Origin of the sequence: Paenibacillus alginolyticus DSM 5050 = NBRC 15375 (assembly GCF_000422905.1) — a bacterium.
GTDB classification, from domain to species: domain Bacteria; phylum Bacillota; class Bacilli; order Paenibacillales; family NBRC-103111; genus Paenibacillus_E; species Paenibacillus_E alginolyticus.
This window is the reverse complement of the sequence record NZ_AUGY01000033.1, coordinates 61,107-81,183: the sequence shown is the minus strand read 5'-3', so window position 1 is coordinate 81,183 and position 20,077 is coordinate 61,107. Positions and strand designations below refer to the sequence as shown.

General features: G+C 45.7%; 22 protein-coding genes and 1 rRNA gene. 2 read left to right on the top strand and 21 right to left on the bottom strand.

The window, feature by feature from the left end; genetic code table 11:
* The 19 genes from G519_RS0115945 to eutL all read right to left on the bottom strand — a co-directional run.
* Window positions 1-173 (bottom strand): 16S ribosomal RNA (locus G519_RS0115945); the annotation flags it as partial.
* A 631-nt stretch (window positions 174-804) separates the two neighbouring features.
* Window positions 805-1,041 carry a hypothetical protein gene (locus tag G519_RS0115940; RefSeq protein WP_029195558.1) on the bottom strand — a complete coding sequence of 79 codons (237 nt, stop codon included), beginning with the start codon at window positions 1,039-1,041 and terminating at the stop codon, window positions 805-807.
* 314 nt (window positions 1,042-1,355) lie between these two features.
* Window positions 1,356-2,108 carry a YwmB family TATA-box binding protein gene (locus G519_RS0115930; RefSeq protein WP_029195557.1) on the bottom strand — a complete coding sequence of 251 codons (753 nt, stop codon included), beginning with the start codon at window positions 2,106-2,108 and terminating at the stop codon, window positions 1,356-1,358.
* Between the two features lie 65 nt (window positions 2,109-2,173).
* Complete coding sequence (locus G519_RS0115925) at window positions 2,174-3,712, bottom strand: amino acid permease (protein WP_029195556.1); 1,539 nt, start codon at window positions 3,710-3,712, stop codon at window positions 2,174-2,176.
* Between the two features lie 52 nt (window positions 3,713-3,764).
* On the bottom strand, window positions 3,765-3,893 hold the full coding sequence (locus tag G519_RS52985) for a hypothetical protein (protein ID WP_261304047.1): 129 nt from the start codon (window positions 3,891-3,893) through the stop codon (window positions 3,765-3,767).
* 87 nt (window positions 3,894-3,980) lie between these two features.
* A complete protein-coding gene (gene eutC, locus G519_RS0115915) occupies window positions 3,981-4,919 on the bottom strand; it encodes an ethanolamine ammonia-lyase subunit EutC (protein ID WP_029195555.1) in 939 nt (312 codons plus the stop codon).
* A 58-nt stretch (window positions 4,920-4,977) separates the two neighbouring features.
* The gene (locus tag G519_RS0115910; protein ID WP_029195554.1) at window positions 4,978-6,339 is read right to left on the bottom strand and encodes an ethanolamine ammonia-lyase subunit EutB; all 1,362 of its coding nucleotides are present in this window, start codon (window positions 6,337-6,339) and stop codon (window positions 4,978-4,980) included.
* On the bottom strand, window positions 6,336-7,817 hold the full coding sequence (locus G519_RS0115905) for an ethanolamine ammonia-lyase reactivating factor EutA (RefSeq protein WP_029195553.1): 1,482 nt from the start codon (window positions 7,815-7,817) through the stop codon (window positions 6,336-6,338). Before G519_RS0115905 ends, G519_RS0115910 begins: the two co-directional genes overlap by 4 nt.
* Before the next feature lie 8 nt (window positions 7,818-7,825).
* Window positions 7,826-8,428 (bottom strand): ANTAR domain-containing response regulator, encoded by a 603-nt coding sequence (locus tag G519_RS43250; RefSeq protein WP_051253431.1) that lies wholly within the window; start codon window positions 8,426-8,428, stop codon window positions 7,826-7,828.
* Window positions 8,429-8,430: 2 nt separating this feature from the next.
* Window positions 8,431-9,879, bottom strand: coding sequence for a sensor histidine kinase (locus G519_RS0115895; RefSeq protein WP_029195552.1), 1,449 nt, complete (start codon window positions 9,877-9,879; stop codon window positions 8,431-8,433).
* A gap of 23 nt (window positions 9,880-9,902) precedes the next feature.
* Window positions 9,903-10,343, bottom strand: coding sequence for a EutP/PduV family microcompartment system protein (locus G519_RS0115890; protein ID WP_029195551.1), 441 nt, complete (start codon window positions 10,341-10,343; stop codon window positions 9,903-9,905).
* 4 nt (window positions 10,344-10,347) lie between these two features.
* Window positions 10,348-10,689: a BMC domain-containing protein gene (locus G519_RS0115885; RefSeq protein ID WP_029195550.1), complete on the bottom strand. Its 342-nt coding sequence runs from the start codon at window positions 10,687-10,689 to the stop codon at window positions 10,348-10,350.
* Window positions 10,665-10,973 (bottom strand): EutN/CcmL family microcompartment protein, encoded by a 309-nt coding sequence (locus G519_RS0115880; RefSeq protein ID WP_029195549.1) that lies wholly within the window; start codon window positions 10,971-10,973, stop codon window positions 10,665-10,667. Before G519_RS0115880 ends, G519_RS0115885 begins: the two co-directional genes overlap by 25 nt.
* Window positions 10,974-10,979: 6 nt before the next feature.
* Window positions 10,980-11,801, bottom strand: a complete 822-nt coding sequence (locus G519_RS0115875; RefSeq protein ID WP_029195548.1) for a hypothetical protein — start codon at window positions 11,799-11,801, stop codon at window positions 10,980-10,982.
* Entirely contained in the window at window positions 11,802-12,596 is a 795-nt protein-coding gene (gene pduL, locus G519_RS0115870) for a phosphate propanoyltransferase (RefSeq protein ID WP_029195547.1), read from the bottom strand. It abuts the gene before it with no gap.
* Between the two features lie 8 nt (window positions 12,597-12,604).
* Window positions 12,605-12,892: a BMC domain-containing protein gene (locus G519_RS0115865; RefSeq protein WP_029195546.1), complete on the bottom strand. Its 288-nt coding sequence runs from the start codon at window positions 12,890-12,892 to the stop codon at window positions 12,605-12,607.
* Between the two features lie 18 nt (window positions 12,893-12,910).
* The gene (locus tag G519_RS43245) at window positions 12,911-14,398 is read right to left on the bottom strand and encodes an acetaldehyde dehydrogenase (acetylating) (protein ID WP_064743470.1); all 1,488 of its coding nucleotides are present in this window, start codon (window positions 14,396-14,398) and stop codon (window positions 12,911-12,913) included.
* Window positions 14,399-14,402: 4 nt separating this feature from the next.
* Window positions 14,403-14,900 carry a BMC domain-containing protein gene (locus tag G519_RS52980; RefSeq protein WP_029195545.1) on the bottom strand — a complete coding sequence of 166 codons (498 nt, stop codon included), beginning with the start codon at window positions 14,898-14,900 and terminating at the stop codon, window positions 14,403-14,405.
* A gap of 20 nt (window positions 14,901-14,920) precedes the next feature.
* Window positions 14,921-15,577 (bottom strand): ethanolamine utilization microcompartment protein EutL, encoded by a 657-nt coding sequence (eutL, locus tag G519_RS0115850; protein WP_029195544.1) that lies wholly within the window; start codon window positions 15,575-15,577, stop codon window positions 14,921-14,923.
* 325 nt (window positions 15,578-15,902) lie between these two features.
* Between eutL and G519_RS52195 the strand changes: the two genes are divergently transcribed.
* Both G519_RS52195 and G519_RS43240 read left to right on the top strand, forming a co-directional pair.
* Entirely contained in the window at window positions 15,903-16,232 is a 330-nt protein-coding gene (locus G519_RS52195; RefSeq protein ID WP_244280131.1) for a hypothetical protein, read from the top strand.
* Window positions 16,198-16,920: a Fic family protein gene (locus tag G519_RS43240; RefSeq protein ID WP_244280130.1), complete on the top strand. Its 723-nt coding sequence runs from the start codon at window positions 16,198-16,200 to the stop codon at window positions 16,918-16,920. The genes G519_RS52195 and G519_RS43240 overlap by 35 nt, the downstream gene beginning before the upstream one ends.
* A 49-nt stretch (window positions 16,921-16,969) precedes the next feature.
* Here G519_RS43240 and G519_RS0115840 read toward each other — a convergent pair whose 3' ends face one another.
* The gene (locus G519_RS0115840) at window positions 16,970-17,527 is read right to left on the bottom strand and encodes a DUF6155 family protein (RefSeq protein ID WP_029195543.1); all 558 of its coding nucleotides are present in this window, start codon (window positions 17,525-17,527) and stop codon (window positions 16,970-16,972) included.
* A gap of 44 nt (window positions 17,528-17,571) precedes the next feature.
* Window positions 17,572-20,010, bottom strand: a complete 2,439-nt coding sequence (locus G519_RS0115835) for a TOTE conflict system archaeo-eukaryotic primase domain-containing protein (protein ID WP_029195542.1) — start codon at window positions 20,008-20,010, stop codon at window positions 17,572-17,574.
* Window positions 20,011-20,077: the final 67 nt, after the last annotated feature.

Below are 20,077 nucleotides of genomic sequence, written 5' to 3'. Positions count from 1 at the left end.
TTATCCGGTCTTAGCTATCGTTTCCGATAGTTATCCCGATCTTATAGGCAGGTTACCTACGTGTTACTCACCCGTCCGCCGCTAGCTTATCCCGAAGGATAAACCCGCTCGACTTGCATGTATTAGGCACGCCGCCAGCGTTCGTCCTGAGCCAGGATCAAACTCTCCATAATAGTAAAACTATTTGAAAGCTTAATTGCTCATTTGCGTTGCTAGCGAGATTTTACAATCTCTTTTTGAACGATTTCTCGTTCGTGCTTACTCACTCGTTGTTCAGTTTTCAAAGATCAATTTCTTTCGTTCACTGCCGTGTTACCGAAGCAGCGAAAAGTAATATACCATACTGATTTTTATTTTGCAACTAGTTTTTTTCAAGTTACTTTCACCAGCCTGTCTTGCGGCCGGAGTGATAATATACCATGGTTATTAAACGTATTGCAATGTTTTATTTTTCCAATTACAAAAAAGTTTATAAGGTTGATACTTACCTACTTTAATAACATCCCCTTACTTATTCAAAGATGAGCGACCGCGTTTAACGAGGAGAGACTTTGGTCTACGACCAAAGATCCCTATAGCGGAGAGACTTTGCTCTACGACCAAAGATCCCTATATGAGGTTTTATCGCCAATAAGAAATTCGGTTTTTGGGAACCGAAAACTTATATTTTCTTATGTGGTAACAAAAAAACACCTGCCGCTTGAGCACGTGTTCTTTATACTCCTTTTTTGAAAGCAATCGTCAAACCGATTAATGTTTAGTAATCCGAAAACAAAGGCATTATAATTTTGTTCAACTAGCAGCTTATTCTGCTGCTCTAGTTTCCATAATCCTTTCATGAACCACATAACTGTTGACGATAGCCGCTGCAAAAGTTGCACGATTGTTCCGAAAGTAATGAAATAAAATGCGAGCTTCTGGACATTCCTCATCATATTGCGAAAAGTTAAAGAAGTCGTCATCCACCCATCCCTCACTACGGAGGCTTTCAATCGATTCTGCAATTATACTAGGGATGACCGGCTTGGTTATCGTTGTCATATTCCCACTCCTCGGAGTATATTCAGATATCGTTTATTACCCGTTTTGGCCCACATCAGGAAACAATAGCGATTATTTATAATAACGGGATTATTCGATGGCAGGATCGGCTTCTTTTGATTGGCTTTCTTCAGCATGTTAAGATCACCTCCTTGCTTACTTTCTTATATACTTCAATTTTATTTTCTATTTGTTACTCATTCTAACCAATCTATTTATCTATTAAACCTGAGAAAACTATTAAATTTGATCTGACCCAAAAATAGAAGCAAATAAAAAAGGAGCAGCATTAACTGCACCTTCACACTGTACTTTCAATACTCCATCGTTATGATCGGAGTGCCTACGGTTAGTCGAAACTTGCCTGTCGTAGATTCTTGATGCATAGCAACCTGCAGATTCACCGTTTGGCTACCGCTCTTAACAGAAGAATGGAACTCCTTAGACGCCAACGACGCACTTACCGTTTTCTGGTCCTTATAGCTTTCTACGATTTTGCCTTTAAAAGCTAGAGCAATAGCATTTACCAGCTCAGTGGAACTCTTTTGACCAGACTGTTCTTGTTCATTAACATAACCTTGCACCATAACATTCCATTGGCCATTGATACCCAGCCTCTTTAATTGTTCGCCTGCTTGCTCTTGCCAATTAACCAACTCCGACTGTTCGGCTTCATCAGAAGCGTCTAATCGCAAGACGACATAACAGGCAGCTTGTCCCAGCGGACTTGCAACGGTTACGGTGACGACCGCTCCGGGTGCAACCTCGGATTTCGCTGTATAGATCGGATGTGAATTAGATTCACTCAACACTTCTGCCTGAGGAGTTCCAAAAGCTTGAGATAGTTTCTTCCCAACTTGCAGCAAATTTTGATTAATACCACTGCACGTACTGTAATAGCCTGTATATTTGAAGGTTATTTGATTCTCACTCGTCATGTACGGTTTCACTGTGTTCAATAACTGAAGTGCTTCTTGCTCACCTTGCGCATCGGCATGGCGAACCCAGCCAAAAATTATACTTATAATGGAGATACAAATGATCGATAATATCCAAGATTTCTGCATATAAAAAGGCACCTCGTTACTAGAATCTTAAACTCTAGTAAAAGGATGCCCCAATCTAGCAAATGTTATACAGAGGAGGTTTTCTCAAGTTCTTTTTCCCGGCGAACGATTTCTTCCATGGAAGTGTTAAGTGCGGCCTGTGGCCCAGGGAAGTGATTTTTATAATAAGCCAAATCCATAATGATCAGAAGTATCAGCATCCCAGCTACGGCATAGCCGGCCATTTGATTGGGAGGAATCACCATGACGATACAGATGAAGATGATCCACAAAAGCGCGACGACTGAGATGAACGTGCTGTATTTTCCGAGATTCCACGGTCCGAGATGCTTATCTTGAAATCTGCCTTCTGCTTTCGCTCTCAGCTTGAGATAGATCGGAATGCCGTAAGCCACATATAGGCCCACAACGCTAACCGCTGTTAGGAACGCAATCGTCGTATAAGTCGCATCGGGATTAACCATTTTGATGATATAGTCGATGAAAGCGAGTAGGAAAGATAGAATTATGGCCAGCCAAATGGCTTTAGCAGGTGTACGGTATTTCTTTGAAATCTGGGCCCATTGATGGCTCATCGGCATCCCTTTGTCTCGAGAAAAGGCATACATCATACGTGAAAAGGAAGTGATGGAAGCTAGACCGCAGAACCACATCGCGGCGGTGACCAGCCATAGGATAACAGAACCGAATGTACCGCCAAGCGCTTGGCTGATGACATAGATGAAGGCATTGCTTGAACCCGCAGCAGCACCGGCATCCTTGATGGACAAGGTAACAAAAGCAAGCATCACGAATCCAATGACAAACGAGTAGGCAACGGATGTGAAAATACCCCAAGGCGCCCGAACACGAGGGTTAATGGTCTCTTCGATGGTATGAGCGGAGGCGTCGTACCCCGTAAATGTCCACTGCGCTTGCAAAAGTCCGATCAGAAAAGCAAACATATACGGTTTATCTGAGAATGTTTCGCCCACTTTAAACAAATAATCGACAGGATTCAAGTTTCCTTTGGTGAAAAAGGCAAGAGACAAAACAAGCACCGCCACCACAGCGATATGGTACCATGCGGAGAAGTCGTTAAGTCTTGAAACGATACGAATCCCAATATGATTCAGAATGCCATGCGTAAGTAAAATGATCGTGAAACAAATCAACACGGTTGTATTGTTAGATTCATAACCGAACACACTCGCGATGAGCGGATCAGCGAATAGGGCTACCGAATAATCGATACCAGCCACAATCCCGATTTGGCCGATTAGATTGATCCATGCGGTGTACCAGCCCCAGCGTTTGTTTTTCAAAATAGCCGCCCAGTGGTACAAGGCACCAGCCGTCGGAATCGCGGAAGCGAGCTCAGCCATGACTGCCGCTACGAACATAACAAAAAGGGCGACAATCGGCCAGCCAAAGCCCATCATACCCGCACCGCCATAAGTTAATCCGTGACCGTATAGCGATACAGCGCCAGTAAGAATGGAAATGATGGAGAATGAAATCGCAAAATTGGAAAATCCACCCATACTACGCAGCAGTTCTTGGGCATAACCGAACTTGTTTAAATCCCTTTTGTCTTTTTCATGATGATTGGAAGGTATGCTCATCTCTTATCCTCCTCATCAAATAAATACGATTTGTACAAACAAGTCACAAGTCTCATTTCCCTAGGAAACTTTCATGCTTGCTTTCATCGAATTCGCGAATGCTTTTGTTGGCGATTCTGACAATCCATAAAGCAAACAAACACGTTACCGCAATAATTACGATTCCAATCGTCAGTTCCATTCGGCCTCCACCTCCTTCTCCGGACCATCTTTATAGAAAAGCTTCTTAACGAAGCACATTCTTAAGGGGAACACTGACGGTTAGATGTTAGATTTCCAAGTTGACACCGCTCGTCTTTTGCTCGAGCATTTTATTCACGATTGTGCCGATATGCGCACCGCCTTCCAGAGGAGGGGTACCTCCGCGATGAATGTTGGAAATCACCGTGCGGTCGCTCTCTACCGTACCTTTACGCGGTTTGTAGCAGATGTAAGCACTTAGCGATTTTGACGAAACGAGTCCAGGTCTTTCCCCGATCAAAAGCACAAGCACCTCCGGCTGCACAATTTCGCCAATGTGATCCATGACAGCGACCCTCCCGCCACGGACGAAAAATGGAGTACCTGTGGATAACCCGTAAGCACTCAGCGAATCCAGTAATGAAGGATAGACATCGCCTAAATTGGCATCTACCGCGTTGGCGCTCAGCCCATCCGAAACGACAATTTGCACCTGCGGCTTCATCTTGCACTTTTTCTGGATGGCGGCAATTCCTTCTTCGGTAACAATACGTCCCATATCCGGGCGTTTTAAATAGTTTTCCGTATTCTCGTAACGAGTCTCCACCGTAAACAAACCGAATTCGTCCAAAAGCGCCTGACTCGCTTCTCCATAAATGGAATCTACAGCAGCGGCATGGTCCCGGCGAAATTTCAGCACCTCTTTGGTAAGCGCCCTCGTTCCCGTGCGCCATACGCCGATACGTGCAGGGGTGCTGGCAAGCAGCTCATTCATGCCTTCCTCCCATTTGGGAGTTGGTATTTTGGAGGTGAAGGTGTCCAATTCGGGCGCCGGGGCTGAGTCCAGTTCAGACACCAGTGACACCTTTTCTACTTGGGTAGATCGTTGCGCTTCCTCATTATCTAGAACAGAGTTCATAGAGCGAATGGCCGCCGGATTATAAGCAGCTTTTGATGCGGACAGCTTTTTCTCGAGCTCTGCCATCACCATATCGACAAGCTGATCCATGGGGACAGCTTTGTTCATGTTTGTTCCTCCTTAGAGTTTTGCAAGAGCAAAACTGGCTTCATAAGAATCAACAATGTTACATAAAAATAGTCGGATCTCCCGCCAGCGGTGTTAATCGGCCATTTTCCATGATCCCCATTTTCACCAGCCATTGTTCAAAAGCCGGGGCCGGGCGCAGCCTCATCAATTCCCTCAAAGTGGCAATATCGTGATAACTGGTAGATTGGTAATTGAGCATGCAATCATCCGCCATGGCCACACCAATCAGGTAATTGACACCTGCAGCGGAAAGCAGCACCGCCAAATTGTCCATATCGTTCTGATCTGCCTTCATATGGTTGGTGTAGCAAACATCTACCCCCATCGGCAGCTGCTGAAGCTTGCCCATGAAATGGTCTTCCAAACCAGCCCGAATGACCTGCTTGCTGTCGTACAAATACTCAGGTCCGATGAAGCCCACAACCGTGTTGACAATAAACGGCTTATATTTTCGAGCAAGGCCATAACAACGGGATTCGAGCGTGACCTGATCGATGCCGTGATGCGCTTCGGCTGACAATTCGGAGCCTTGGCCCGTTTCAAAATACCACAGATTCGGCCCCGTCCCTGTGCCTTCCCTGGCAATAAGCTCATCGGCTTCATCCAGCAGCGCAATATCGATGCCGAACGCTTTATTGCCAGCTTCCGTGCCGGCCAAGCTTTGAAACACCATGTCGGCAGGAGCGCCTTGACGAATAGCGCGCATTTGGGTTTTGATATGTGCCAAGACACAATTCTGCGTCGGGATCTGCCACTTTTCCATCACTTCTTTGGTAACCAGCAAAATATTTTTGACGCTATCCGCTGAATCAATTACCGGATTGATACCGATAACTGCATCCCCGATCCCATAGCTTAATGCTTCAAATAAAGCAGCCTTGATCCCCTGAATATTGTCCGTAGGATGATTGGGTTGGGCCCGACCAGACAGCACTCCCTTTTGGCCAATCGTAATGTTGCAATGCGTTGTAACTTCCATTTTCGATGCAGCTTGCACAAGATCAAGGTTGCTCATTAATTTGGCGGCAGCGGCCACCATCTCACTCGTTAAGCCGCGAGAAAGTCTACGAATTTCATCATTTCCCGTTTCTTGCCGCAGCAAGTACTCACGCAGCTCAGCTACCGTCCAATTGCGAACCTCGGTGTATATCTTTTCATTCATTCCGTCCTCAATGATCCGCGACACCTCATCGATTTCCGGCGGCAGCAGTGGATGATTGCGGATATCGGCCAGCGTCAAATCGGACAGGACCAGCTTGGCAGCAATGCGCTCCTTCGCATCCTGTGCGGAGATGCCGGCCAACTGATCGCCTGATTTCTCCTCGTTTGCCTTCGCCATGACTTCCTTTAAATCTTTGAATTGAAAGGTTGTACCCAGCAACGTCGTTTTCAGGTTCACTGACTTATCCCCTCCGCTCTGTTGTGAAAGGCTAACGTCTTCACCACCACCGGAATCATGATCCCAGATATCGGCTCGCCCAAATCGATATAATCCCCATGCTCCACACGGATTTGATCGATGCAAATGACTTTCGGACGGCGTCCACAGCGTCTAGCTAGAGATTGTCCGAGCGCCTTCGCGATATCCGTTTCACAGATGATCACCATAGCTTCGCTAGCAGGAAAATGTTGAATAAAGCTCAAATGCAGTCGATCCGCTAAGTGCTGAAGCGATGAATAAGTAAGGTTATTCATTCCTGTTAAAGCAAGCCCGAACGGAGGTGACTGATCCCGATCAAAGAGGCTTGCACCGCTTTTCATCAACGCATCTAGCGCATCCACTAGCAGCCCATTTTGTTCCAGTATCTGCGGAGATATATCAAGCCCCAGTACGGGCAGATTACGTATCGGTAACAGCGATGCATCCAAATGCACCGTAGCGCCGCTGATTTCGGTACTCTGCATCCCTGCACCTATGACGGTCGCTCTGACCGTTTGATCAGCACGGATGAGTCGAATCGGATATTGGACCGATAGTTCCTTCCATGTGTGTGCCAGCAGAGGGCCAATATCTTGATGCACCGCCACATCCGCCAAGTTTTCCGGCAGCTTCGCCTCCATCAACAGGCCGATCCCTCCGGATACCATCCATTCTCCAATGGGAGGCATTGACGCAAGCGGCTCGCCGTTCAGCAAGGAGCGAAGCGATTCATCATGCTCAGGATTGATCTGCCCGGCTAAATAATCCATCATGCAGTGGCACATTCCCATGCAGATCTCCTTTATGAACCTAAAGCTGATTGTGTCACCTGCTTTAACGTTGTATCCGTTCGTCTTCAGCCACGGACGAATCGATGGCGATACGTCTACAACCACACCGTTCGAGTCTAATTGAATAAGCCTGCCGCCAACATGAAAGGTGACCGTTCCAACCAGCTTGCCTCTTTGAAAAATAGCTGCATTGGCTGTACCCCCGCCGATATCGATATTGGCGACTGCACCTCGAATCTGCATGGAACGGCGCTCCGCTCCAGCGCCTTTGCCAGCAAGCAGCCCTTCTAAATCAGCGCCTGCTGTTGCTACAACGAAATCGCCCGAGCGTTCGGCGAGCAGATGCAGAATTTGTCTCGCGTTTGTTTTATTCGCTGTTTCGCCGGTAATGATCACGGCGCCGGATTTCAAATCCGCCGGACGGATTCCTGCCTGCTCGTACTCTTTGGTCACGATTTCCCATATGCGCTCCGCATTAATTTCATCGCCGCCCTTCAGCGGAGTGCTGTAAATCGGACTCGTGTACAGTAATTCCCGCTCCGCGATCTCAAATCGAGGCAGGCTGAGAGCACCCGACGATCGCACTAATTTCAAACGACTTATAACCATCTTGGTCGTGCTCGTTCCGATATCCAGGCCGACACTTGTAATCCACTGGTTATTCATCTCCCCGTTCACCTATCCTGCACCGCACCGGATAAAGGCCCCACACCATCAACGATAATGCTTGCCGCCAGCTTCGAAAGAGAAATACGCGTCGTCATGCTCGCAGCTCGCATTTTCTGATAGGCCTCTTCCTCGTTTAAGGCGTATGCCATCATCACGATGCCTTTCGCTTTTTCGATCACTTTGCGCTCTTCAATGGATTGCTTTAACTGTTTGATGTCTTGTTTTAGTGAATCCATTTTTTCTTTTTGACTCAAAGCAATTTCCACAGCGGGCAGCAAATCTTCCTCTGACACCGGTTTGACCAAAAAAGCGGCCACCCCCGCCTCACGGGCATCCTTCACTAATTCCTTCTGGCTGTACGCCGTAAGCAGTAAAACGGAGGTATCCTGCTGCAGCTTGCGTATAATTTGGGACGCTTTGATACCGTTCATGACCGGCATTTTAATATCCATGATGGCTAGGTCCGGTTTTAATCTGGCAACGAGTTCTACCGCTTCCTCGCCATTTTTGGCTTCTCCTGCGACCCAATATCCGCCCTCTTCCAGCATTTCGCGAATATCCATACGAATGATCGGATCATCATCCACAACAACGATGGCGTTTTTCATGGCTATTCGTCCTCCTTATGCTGCGCTTTGGAAAGCGGAAAAGTGATTTGAACATTCGTACCCTGTTCACCCGAAGTTATGTTAATGACACCGCTGAGATTTTCCTCGACAAGTGTCTCTGTGATTTTCAAGCCAAGATGACCCTTCCTGTCTGAATGGTTTGCCCCATCCAATCCGACGCCATTGTCAGATACACGGACACAGACGATGGTGCCACTACATTGCAGGGAAATTTCAATAACCCCGGTACGTCTCTCCCCAAAAGCATGCAGCACACAGTTCTGAACAAGCTCATTGACGACAAGCGCAAGCGTCGTAGCAACTTCGGACTGTAAAATAAGCTCATCCCCTGAAATTTTCAGGTAAATGTTCTGATCCGGTTTGGAAGAGGACGAGATAATGTTCTTCGTAATTCGGTCCACTACATCGTTGAAGTGAATCGTCTCAATTCCTTCATAAGCAAGCATTTCATGAATGACAGCAATGCTGTTTATACGGTTGATACTGTCGCGATAGACTCTCTCCACTTCTTCAAGCTTGGTCCTTCGCATCTGTAACCGGAGTAGACTGGAGACGGTCTGCAAATTATTTTTTACACGATGATGAATTTCTTTAATAACAGCGGATTTGATCACTAGCTGCTTTTCTTTTTCTTTTATATCCGAAATGTCGCGAATGAGAATAATGCCGCCAACCTCCCGCTGATCCCGGTAGATGGACATGGCTTTTAGATCAAAGGATACATGCCCAATTTGCAGCTCCTGATGGATGAGTCCTTTGTGGCCAATAAGAGGGTTCCCTTCCAATCTGCCATAAAACAACTGGGCAATCGGGTACCCGTTAATCACACCGACATGACCGATTTCCTTCAGCATTTCGGCAGCTCGGGGATTGGTATAAGTCACACACTCTTTATCATCAAATAAAACAATGCCTTCGTGCATAAGCGACTGCATACTGCCTTGAGACATCGCCACAGTAAGCAGCGTTTCGCTCAGCTGTTCGGTTGTTTCCATTAATCTCGTCACATTTTTCTCCTGCTCGAGCTTTTCGGAGATGTCTTTTTCCATAATCAAGGCTCCGATGACATTGCCGCTTCTTGAGCGGATTGGCACGACGTTCTGCTGAATAGCAATCTGCTCCTGTGAGATGCCTCTCGACCCGATCACGGATTGCCCGGAAAGTAGACAAAACATTACAGCAGGCTCATTTTGCGCAAAAGCATATTGTCCGACGACGGATGTTTTATACAGGGATGGGGCTGAGGATGGATGTGCCTCGGCAACCACAAGCGCCGAACCCTTGTCTGCAAGCGGGCAGTCAATAAATACATCCGATTCCGACACATCGGCTATCAATTGCAGCTGAGCGGCCATCTCCTTGATCGTCTGGGCTTCTTCCTCGCTTAAAATCGTGTGATTCCTGCACAATTCCATGATCGGTGCCACCATGAATCCCTCTTCACATCGTGGATTTAGTCCTTTACAATCTCCATTAGTCTTTCCTTCAGCTTTTGAATTCCCTCAGTGGATGCAGCCGATGTTAAAAAGATTTCACCTTCAGGCAATGACTGCCTTAGAAGGCTTATGGCTCTATCTATGTCTGCCTTCGGGTGATCAATTTTAGTCACGACCCCAAGTGTCAACATCGGAAACCCCTGTTCAAATCCGGGAGGAAAATAGTTTCTGTTCCGAGTAGCATCCTGCACAAGTACAACAGCTGCAGTCTCATGAGAGGTCGCTATCAGGGAGCGATAATACAAAGGATTCTCGCTGTATTCACCGGGTGTATCAATGATCCAATCTCGATATATGAGACTTTGGGTTTTGCTCGCAGGCTCCGATTCTCCAAACAGGGCTTTGATTAACGTTGACTTTCCAGCTCGGACAGCGCCGATGATCATTACTTTTTTCATAAATTCATGACCTCGTTATGGGTGCAGTCGCAAATTTCAGCTTATCCTGCAAAAAAGCATTCACAGCCTCAATCGCCATCTCCACAGCTGCTACTTCCCCCGTGAGCACGAGCGAGCCCGTGAACCGATCTAAATAACCGATGCCCACACTTGCCGCTTTAGTCGCAATGTCAGCAGCAATGATGGCCGTTTCCGTGGGAGTAAGTGTTAAAATCCCGATCGCATTCCTCTCTTCAATACCGAGCTTCGTATACAAAACCGGGTCTGGATTGGCAATCACATGAGCCAGTGTCAGTTGTTTGCCGGGCACATATTCCTGAATCACTCTTTGCTTCTGCTCTTCCATACTTCCTCCTCGGTTTCTTGCGTGACTTCATAGCTATCTACAATGCCTACGATCATTGCATCGATAGGAACCATTTTATCTGTGAACAAGGTTCGGGCCGGACTCCCTCTGGACACAATCACGTTCTCGCCAACACCAGCTCCAATACGGTCTGCGGCAATAATCGGAGTGCCCGCTTCGCTGTCTCTGAAATCCATCGGCTGGATCACAAGCAATTTCAAATTGTCCATGCCCACTTCTTTTTGCGTAGCCCATACACTGCCGATTACTTTTCCTAAAAACATAGGACCTCACCTTTCAGCTGCATATTCGATCGTGATGCCTTTCTCTTTCAGCATGTCTTGGGCCAGTGAAGATATGATCGTTCTCTTGCCAACTCGCAGCGAGCGAAGAGATTTATTTTTGGATTCCTGCGTCACCCATTCCGCTGATATGAGCTTTCCTTCATAAAAGATGTGCCCGCTATCCTCGGTGCGCTCGTCTGTTTTCAATGTGCTGTCCGCTTCTGCGACTTCAGAATCCGAACGGATTTTATTCACAACCATTTCAGCCAGCAGCTTCAACGGACCAAATTCAACGCCATACATTTGCAGTTCCATTTTGTAATAATCAAAAAGGTTCACATAAGGCTTAGGCAGTGTTATTGTCCTGAGCGTCCGCCGATCTGCCCGTTTTAACCCGGAAATATCATCGCCGATGAGTACAAATTTATTCAGAACTAATGTGGAAAAGATGATCTCCGATATGATGGTCCCTTTCATGCCAAGAGCGGCCCTTGCCGCATTATCAAGATCAATTTCCGGGATCACGATGCCCTCATATTCGAGAGGCACCTCTAGTGGCGACGGGGCGAACTCGTCGGATGCAATCGTTTTTCCACGACCGCCGCATTCAATTTGATGCCTACCCAGCCAAGAAGAAGCTTCGCCATCCAGGAACAAAATATCATGATTAACCTGGTGATTATTTAACCATATAAAATGATCGGTAAAAGCCTCATGAGCCGTACTGTCGTAAAAAATGTAAAGCACCTTTGGCCGCTTGGCCGCTTGCTTCTCCAATGAATCAATGAGCTCACGAACAATAGTTTCGACCATTTGCTTGATCTCCACCTAGAGCTGCCTCCTTTCGGCGCGCGTGATTTCACCGTTTTTGCCGATCATCCGAACCACATCCCCTGTATTCAAATGGGCAGCATTCGCTTCGTCAATGTCGATATGAAAATCCAGTGAAAAATGCGTGCTAACTCTCACGATCGTATCGGCAAAGATAATCGGCCGCTCCCCCATTGCTTGGACAATGATGCGGTCTCCTTCGTTGACCTGAAAGGTTTGGGCATCTTCAGGGGACATGTGGACATGATTCTTGGCAATGATCAGTCCCTGCTGCAAAACAATCGTTCCGCTCGCACCAACGAGTGTAATACTTGGTGTCCCTTGGATATCACCTGATAATCGGACCGGGGGGTGAACACCCAACGCATATCCGTCTGTACGCGAGATCTCCACCTGTGTAGCTCCACGTGAAGGACCCAGAATGCGGACATGTTGGAGGATCCCTTTTGGACCAACCAATGTCACGGTTTCGCGCGCAGCGAACTGACCTTTTTGGGATAACTCACGTTGAGGCGTTAATGCGTAACCGACGCCGAACAACGCTTCAACATGCCCAGGAGAAAGGTGAACATGCCGGTTTGACACGCCGACTGGAATGAGCTTGAGCCCCATATCCTCGCTCCTGGGAAGGATTGTTGACTCCGAAGGGGCCACGCGCCGCAATGGAATTCCCCTATCTTTTAAAAAGTCAGCCGCTGCTGGCGTCAGCTTATCCCCTTCCGTTATTGGAAACGGATTCGGCAGACCTTTAATCAGTTGCATTCGCAGATGCGATTCCGTAATAAGCGTCATAGACGTATTTAACCTTCGAGTTTAGGAAGAATGAACTCAATGTCTGAATGCGGACGAGGAATCACGTGAACCGAAACAAGCTCTCCCACTTTTTCCGCAGCCGCAGCGCCTGCATCCGTAGCTGCCTTGACAGCGCCGACATCTCCTCTAACCATGACCGTGACCAGTCCTCCGCCAACGTGAACTTTACCGACCAATCTCACATTCGCTGCCTTGACCATGGCGTCTGCCGCTTCAATTGAACCTACCAAGCCTTTCGTTTCCACTAAACCTAAAGCTGTCATTTCTCCTGCCATTTGAATTTCCTCCTTGGGTTATGTATGCAAATGCATTTCGGAAAGCACGCTTTTTATGATCTGCGCAACTTCATCGCGCGTAATACCTAGTTTATTAGAGCTTTCCAAATTTTCCGCCACTAGAGCTACAACACGGTTCGTATCGGACTCCGTCGGCATCTCTTTTATGCCAAAAGCTACTCGCTTGATGTTCAGCAAATGCTGAGGTCCGATGTTATCGGATGTGATGTTGTTGCCATAGGAACCACAGCCCAGCGTCATCGATGGCATAATCCCCGTCGTTGCACCAATGCCACCGAACGTAGTGCCTGTATTCACCACAATGCGCGATGCTGGTTTCTCCAAACCGAACGCCTCAATGATCGACAAGTCCTCGGCATGAATGCCGAGTGTATGTCCAAGACCTCCGAGCTCCAACAGTTGGATACAGCGGTGGCAGCCTTCTTGCCAGTCGTTAACGGTATATAAAGCAAGTACAGGACTGAGTTTCTCCATGGAAAATGGATACACATGCCCTACCTCCGACTCCTCCGCGATAAGTACCCTTGCATCCTCTGGAACGGTTATGCCAGCCTTGCCCGCAATCACTTGCGGAGAACGGCCAACCACATGCGGGTTCATTCCTTTTCCAATGGTGAGGATCGAGCCGACCTTTTCTTTTTCTTGCGTGTTCAAAAAGTAAGCCCCCTGCCGCTTCAATTCCGCGACCAGCTCCGCCTTTATCGCTTGATCGACGACAAGCGCTTGTTCCGAAGCGCAAATGGTTCCATAGTCGAACGTTTTGCTTTGCAAAATTAAGCTCACAGCTCGGGCGATATTCGCACTCCTGTGTATGTAAACCGGCACATTGCCAGGTCCGACACCGTATGCAGGCTTACCGGAGCTGTAAGCGGCCTTGACCATTGCGGTTCCGCCCGTTGCCAAGATGAGATCGGTCAGCTTATGCTTCATTAATTCGCCGCTCGCCTCAAGGGACGGAACCGATAGACAATGAATCAGCCCGGGCGGGGCTCCTGCCTTCTCCGCTGCAGCACGCATGACGACTGCCGACTCCTGCGAACATCGCAGTGCCGATGGATGCGGACTGATCACGATGGCGTTTCTTGATTTAAGTGAGATCATACATTTGAACAAGACCGTCGATGTTGGGTTCGTTGAAGGTATAATGGCTGCAACAATACCGACGGGTTGAGCGATTTCCCAGACTTGCTTCACATCATCCTTGCGGATAATACCGACCGTTTGCATATCCTTGATTGCCGAGTAGACATCTCTTGCAACGAAGAGATTTTTCGCTTTTTTATCCGCGACTTTTCCGAAGCCTGTCTCTTCTACGGCCAGAACGCCCAGCCGCTCCGCTTCCGACTCCGCCGCTTGAGCCATGGCTGCTACGATGACGTCAATTTGCGATTGCGTCATTTGCTCCAGTTGTTTTTGTGCCGCCTTCGCCTCTTGAAGGAAATGGCGGACCTCCTGGATCGCTTGTAAATCGCTATCGAGCTTCATGTTATTAGCTCTCCCCCTCCATTCCCGCGAAAAGCCTTACCAGTTCGGCTTTGCTAACCAATTGGATATCTCGACCGGTTATTGGGAATCGGGGGGTATGATGCGCAAGCTCTCTGAGCTGTGCTACGGTCATTTTGCTCCAATTTGGTGCGCTCACTTCATGCGGCGCTGGAGCCTTATTGAGCTCCTCCTTTGATGAAGCTTTCGGTTGGTTTTTAGCCCAAGCCTCCTGAATCATCGTGTGTACAGCAGGATCAGGTCGAGGTATAACATGTGTGGATAACAGCTTGCCCACTCGCTTCGCTTCTGCCGCACCTGCATCCACAGCAGCTTTGACCGCTGCAACATCGCCCAAAATATAGATCGTTACAATGCCGGCATCCACTTTTTCATAAGTCGTTACCTTCACATCTGCGGTTTTGGCTGCAGCATCTGCGGCTGCAATCAAAGCAGGCAGACCGTACGTTTCGATCATGCCCAAAGACATCAATCTTCCATCCATTTGTAAACACCCGCTTCTTTTCACCCTATTTTCTTAGGCTCTCGAGCAACGCTTTGAACGGCCTCCGCGAACGCTTCGGCTGCTGCCGTACAAGAAGATTGACTGCCTGTCAATAATCCTCCCCCAAAATTTGTCTCCGTCGGAGGGCCGTAAAACTTACACATTCGCACATCGGCTGCCTTGAGTGCAGCATCGAGTCCGAAAACAGCTTCGAGTGGCGGAGCAATCAAATAGGCAAGAGGCTCTCCTTCTTGAATTTCCGCCAATGTGGACAGATAAGAACCGGTTCTGGAGACAACATGAGCATAGTAAGCATGCGTTCCCTCGTCGTTGAGGGAGTAAAAACAAGCCCCAGTCTCCATCACCTGGATAGCCGCATCAAGCCCGCTTCTCACTTCGGCGGGCGATGCACCGCCTATGATCCCTATAAATTCTCCTGATAGCGGTCCAGAAGCATGACCTGATCCCGCATAAAATGAACGAGCATATACCACTTCGACTGCTGCATTCTTCGTTGCTTCATCGATAGCGGTGTAGCCCACATCATCGATGCTGGACGTTAACAGACCGAGGCTGCGAATGCCCGGCTTCAATTCCAACTGAAGAGCCAAGCCGGCATCCACATTTGGGATGATCCTGACAGCGAGCGGAATGGCCCGAATTGGTTGTTGTTTCACTCCTTTCACCTCTTCGCCTAAATGAATGAAAACAAAAAGGTGCCCAGGTGCAGAGAACGACGTGTCGCTCTTGGACCTAAGGCACCTTTGCCTGCTATTTATGCTTTTGATTATGGATATGCGGGTTGTACAAGGAATATGCCGCTTCTACTTTTTCTCTCAGCTAATGAATGAATTTGAGCTAACCTATAGTTACTCTTTGAGGAAAAACTAGGCTAGTTTATCTGCATTTAAATGTGTACATAATAAGTGTAATTGAATATAATAATTACTAGTATAAACCCTTAATATATAAGGATTTTCAAGTGTAAAAGAGTGATGTAAAATGACATATACTTTTTCATCTGAACATTTCATGTATGATGGGGCTCGGTTGGTATATCGCCCTAATGTTAATCCCTTCGACTACGAGATTCAACAACTTATTCTTGAAGCAGAAAGGAATATTGGTGCACTGGCAAGGCTGGGTCTAAAAAGTCACCCGCTAAAACCAAATATTCTGCGTAATTCATTAGTTAAGACCGCACATTTTACAACTAAAATAGAACAAAACAAATTAGAATATAAAGAAGTTGAAAAGCTTTATCAAGATTACAAAAAGAATCCATTAACAATTACTAATGAAAGATTTAACCGGATACCCGGAGGGCTATAGGCAAATTCCTGTTGCACTTCAAGACGGCGATGGAAACATTAGTTATCAGCCTCCCGCTTTTAATCAGGCCCCCCATTTGATGAATGCCTTCTTCTCTTGGTTATATACTAGTGTAACAGGATGTATGAGTGCCTATGATTCTGAAATCATTCAAGAGAAAAAGCTTCATCCACTTTTAATATCGGGCATTACCCATCATTTGATCGGATATGTTCATCCATTTCCTGATGGAAACGGACGGACGGCTCGAGCATATTCGACCTTAGTAGGATTAATTCATAACGATCTCTCTAAGATCAAAGATGCATTTAGTGTTGAAGAGTATTTCGACAAACGAATAGAAGATTATTATGATACTCTAATGATGGCTACACAAGGCGATCTAAAGCCATTCCTCATTTTTTACCTTGAGTGTGTTAATGCCTCTCTTACAAGAGTGCTTAATGAACTCCAAAGGTATGACAAAATTAAATACATGCGAGAGATACTTGGGAAGAGCCACGCAAGAACGATGTTTGAACTAATAGCTAGAATGGAAGATGGCGAGGTCTTTCATAGGCAGTTATTCGACGACACATTAGATGCATCCTCATCAAGTATTGCCAAGAATTTATCAAAACTGAAAGATTTAGGAGTAATAAAACCTGGTGAAAATCGGGGAGAATATATGATCTCTATCGTTGATTGAGATTAAAAGGAGATACGTCATATGACATATCTCCTTTTATCTGTAATAACTACTCAATTTCATCTTCATAGTCGGCTGCAAATTCATAAAACATTCCAGCTAGTTGATCATGAAAGCCCCAACCCATTCCATCTGTATTCCGAACAATCCCCTTAAGCCTGTCTCGAAAGAGATGATACAATCCACTTCCGCTATCTGTTCTGATTTTATTTAAAGCATTTTGATACATAGACTCCATACTATAATAAAATGGTTCATCGATATCTCCGTAACTGCTAGTAAAACTCACACCGAGTTCTACATAATAGATCATCAATTCTATCGTTCTCGCTTGATTGTTGCAAAGCTTGCTGAATTCAGAAATAGCCTTTTTTGCTTCTGCCAATTTAAGCTTTGGATGGCCGCGGTCAGGGAAAAACTGTTGCGAAATTTTCCTTTCGGCTGCATCAAACAATTGATTTTCTGTACTTTCAGGCTCCAGCATCATATGAATATAGCTCTTTACATCGCTACTTGATTTATAACAATCGATAATGATAGAGACTAGCTCTTCAGCTTTATAAGTTTTTAATTGTTTCTTAAGCTCCGGTATTGAAATCTTGGTCATAGTAAATTTCTTTCCTTTCATTTATGGTGGTTATTCTGTCATATCTACAATTCCATCCCGCTATACCCCATTGTTCGGTATCCTTTTACCCTTTTTCTATACATACTCATGAGAAGTGGTACCTGAATGTCAACATAATCATAAATTTGAACATCTTGTTTGTTAGCATGTGACCGATGTAATCTCCCTGCGTATTGCTGCAAGCTTCCTTTCCACGAGATTGGATGAACTAAAAATAACGTATCCAGCCTAGCATCATCGAAGCCTTCTCCAATCAATTTACCCGTTGCAATAAAAACTCGTTCTTCGTTATCAGGTATGCTCGCAATCCGTTGCCTAATCGCTTCCCTCTGCTTTTTGCCCATACCGCCTCGTAACACAATCACATTTTTAGCGAACTTTTCAAGCTTCTTTTCAAAATACTCTACATGCGCTGTTCGTTCTGCTAGAAGGATCGGTGATCTTCCTTGTTCTAAACATTTTAATAAATCGTCAAAAATCATCTCATTCCTTTTTTCATCTTCTACTAATAACTGATAAATTGTCTGAATAGAAGGACTGACCGTCTGAGATGGCAATTGAAAAGATGTATACCTTGGCAACACTTTATGTTCAAATCCCCTTACTAAAGCTTGTGACTTCGCGTCTATTCTAGTTCGAATCGGACCGCACTGCATAAGAACAATAGGTTGTTGACCATCTTGCCTGGTTGGAGTAGCCGTTAAACCAACTACATATTTGGCATTTGCCTTTTTCAATACTTGCTCAAAGCTAAAAGCCGAAACATGATGGCATTCGTCTACAATGATTTGCCCGTACTCTGTTAAGTAATCCTTTATTTGACCTTTATTATTTAGGCTTTGAATGACAGCAATATCGATAACACCCGTTCGTTTTTCCTTCCCGCCCCCAATGACACCAATATCTTTTGTTTGCAGATTTAGAAAAGTATTTAATCTTTCCTTCCACTGATCCATCAATTCACGGCGATGTACCAACACTAGGGTATTTACTTTTCTCGAAGCAATAATTGATGCTGCAACTACCGTTTTTCCAAAAGCCGTTGTAGCAGAGAGAATACCTGTATCATGAGCTAAAATTGATCTCGCCGCTGTATCCTGCAGGATTGAGAGTTGACCTGAAAACTGTATATCTACCTCTAACCCCTTATTTCTCTCATCGGTTATCGAACATTCAACATTGTACTTATTTAACAAATTAATGACTAAATGGAGACACCCTCTGGGCAAAGCAATATGCTTAGGAAAGTCTTCTGCACATCCGATGACGCGAGGTTTGCCATAAGTAGGCAACCGCATTGCTTGTGTTTTATAAAAATCTGGATTTTGAAAGGATGCGAGCTGCCTAATACGATTAATTGCTTTACCTGATAATCCGTTCTTTTCAATATAGATCATATTAGATAAAGTGATATGAACCTTCGATGGCAGTATCATATCCATTTCTTCTACGTCCAAATTCATTTGCTTTAATTCCCATGGTCTATCCTCTTCTGTTTCCTCTTCCCAAAGACCCACGTTTAAAACCTTTGAATTTCTTGTAATCTGCTTCAGTTTAGTTTCTACTTGAGAAATACTCATTTTCCTTAAACCTGATAAAAAACTCCATTGATCTTCATACGGAATAAAATCCCTATCTACAAAAACACTATTCCCTTCTTTTCGAGGGCCTCCTTGCAAAGGTAGAGCTATCAAATTGCCAAATCCACCTCTTGGAAGCGTATCTTGGTTAGGAAAAAGACGATCATAGGAGTCCAAACCAAGCTCATATCTATTTTCCATCGTCCTGGTTAAAAGAGCACATCCGAATTTCCGTGCCAAACTTGCTTCAATAGGCTGATCAAAAAATATCCATACATGCCCCCCATTTCCCGAACGGGAGCGTTCCAACGAAGCAGGAATCTGAAGTTCTTCACAAGTTGTTATGACGGCGGCTACATCCTGTTTCCAATCTTGTTTATCAAAATCAATTGCTAGAAACCAACAAGTTTCATCCTGCAGCATTGGATAAACACCAATCGTACGGTTAATCTTTGCATCAAGATGATGTGATACGATCTCATCCGTTACAGGGAGAAACTCTTTATGGGAGCAGTCTGAGCATTTGATCTGAGGTTTCTTACAAACAAATGACCATTCGTTACCACATACTGGAGAGTACCCAGATTTTCCCGTTTTACTTTCCCATCTGTTTGGATAAACGTCTTCACGACCACGAAAAAGACTGCGAAATAACGCAATCTTTTCACTCGGTGTAGAGTAATTATGGACGTTGCCCTTTTCGAGTTCTATCTTAACGATTGGTTCATTCATCACAATAGCATCTTGAGGAAGATTCAAATTAACAACCTCAGAATCATCTTTTGAAATAACAGCAAGCTTTTGCTTCAGTTGAAAATTCTCCTGATTCAATCGTTCAATTTCTTTCAGCGCGAGCTCCAACTTTCTTGCTAGATCGTTCATAATTCCTCCGGAAAATGTAACTTTGTAAGGTTAGTTTATCACATTAATAATAGAGATTTGAACAAGA